The following is a 1,804-nucleotide window of genomic DNA, read 5'->3' as shown; positions in this document are numbered from 1 at the left end:
CGCCCGAGCTGGCCTTGCGCCTTAACATCGTCATCGGCAGCACGGCTGAGACGTGGCTGCGGATGCAGGCCGCCTATGACGCGGCGAAGGTGCGCGAACGCGCCGGAGAGATCGGCAAGGGTTTGAAGCGGATTCCGGTTCCGACGGGATTGACGATGAGCCGACCGGGACTTGGTTGAGCGCAACTAACCTAGCGCGAAGCCAGCTCTAACAACCAATATCAGATTTTGTCGTCGCCCATCCTATCACTGATTTTGTGTCGGGCGATCAGCAACCGGCTTTCGCTGGATACTTACCAACCCATCGAAACTGCATGAAGTTCCGTGAAGCGGATGGCACTTATTACCTTCCTTGATTTTAACGCGCTTCCCATCCTGCTTAAAACGGATCACGCAGCCTGGCCAATCCGGACGCATCTCCCATTGATCGGCGCGAACTTTCTTCAACTTGCCATCCGCGTTCCCCACACACCCCGGCTTGGTAACTTCGATAGCCGCGTCGGCCCCTTTCACGGATAAAACGATATCGCCGCCATAATCTGCTGTACCCTCGTATTCTCCCGGCTCAAGCGCCGCTCCGCCTGTTTGTGCTGCAAGGAGCGCGCTGCCGACGCCTTTGACTGCCTCCGGCACGGGTTGGCGCACCTGTTTATCGTCGTAATAATCGCCCGGCGAGATGTTCTTCACCGTCTTTCCTGCCTCGACCACCACCGGGATCAAGGCATGCGACTTGCAAGTTCTAGCGTCGTAACCGCATGTCACTAATTCGGAATAGTAGGCACGAGAGCCGTCTTTATTATAATTATCCTTGCTGTCCAGCGGTAAAATCGCGAAGACATAATAGGTGCCCGCAGGAACGCTGAGCTGATAACCTGTTCCTCCTTTATTAGGTAACTTGATTTTCTTCGACGTGCAGACGGTCGCCTTGGTGTCGATATTCTCAGCGCAGGCGTTGAGGTCGGATGGAATAAAATCGCTGGGATACGCTAACCTACCTTCAATCCGCCCCATCGTCGCAGTGGGAGAGATGGTGGCGGCAGTTGCAGGGACGGCAACTATGTGGCGGGCAGCGTCGAGCTTCTCGATCCTTCCGCCAGCGCCGCAGCTCTTGACTATCAGCTCCAGCCTTTCGCCTTCTCGAAGCAGATTATCGAGTGCCGAGACGATTGACGCTCGCAGCTTCTCGTCCTCGATCGTACCTGGATCGCGGAGATTGATATAGCTCTCACCGAACTTGTCGTCCTTGAAGGTAATGCCGGCGAAGCCGCGGCCTTCCTCAAAGTGACGCTTTAGGATCGTTCCGGTCGATCGCGCCGTAGGGCATGCAGTTGTAGCGGTCAGGTTACTGACCTCGATCGCTGATTTTCCGTCTGGCCCAAGCCTGACTTGCGGATCGTCCGGAGCGGCGATTGCCGAAGCAGCCGCCAGTACGCTTGCAAGCAGGCAGGTAGAAGAAAACTTCAGCATTAACGCTCCCCATCCCGGATTGTTGAGAGTATGAAGCCGGATATAGATTTATAGCTATACACTGTCAGCGGCATAGCCCACCTTGGGAGGGTACGTCATCCCCGCGTCCGCAGAACTTCGTTATGGAGCGTTTAATGCTATGGGCCTCCTGAATTTTAACCTAAATTGATCCCTATAGAGGAAGAGGTGGAATTGGCCTTTGGCCGATGAAGTTTTCAATTGAAAACTGGGGGCGCTGCCCCCACGACGTGTCAAAGGGTGGGTACTCGCAATCCTCGCCATGCTCGACTCGGGCTGACGCCTTGGTCTTCGGTTGCTCCGCTCCCGGCTACGCCGCG

At 55.8% G+C, this 1,804-nt stretch carries 1 protein-coding gene; it reads right to left on the bottom strand.

Going from position 1 to position 1,804, the window contains the following annotated elements:
* Window positions 1-245 precede the first annotated feature (245 nt).
* Window positions 246-1,466: a hypothetical protein gene (locus NWI01_RS18530; protein ID WP_141385408.1), complete on the bottom strand. Its 1,221-nt coding sequence runs from the start codon at window positions 1,464-1,466 to the stop codon at window positions 246-248.
* Window positions 1,467-1,804: the final 338 nt, after the last annotated feature.

The organism is Nitrobacter winogradskyi (assembly GCF_006539545.1).
Taxonomy (GTDB): domain Bacteria; phylum Pseudomonadota; class Alphaproteobacteria; order Rhizobiales; family Xanthobacteraceae; genus Nitrobacter; species Nitrobacter winogradskyi_A.
Note: the sequence above shows the minus strand (reverse complement) of the source record. Positions and strands in the feature narration are given on the sequence as shown.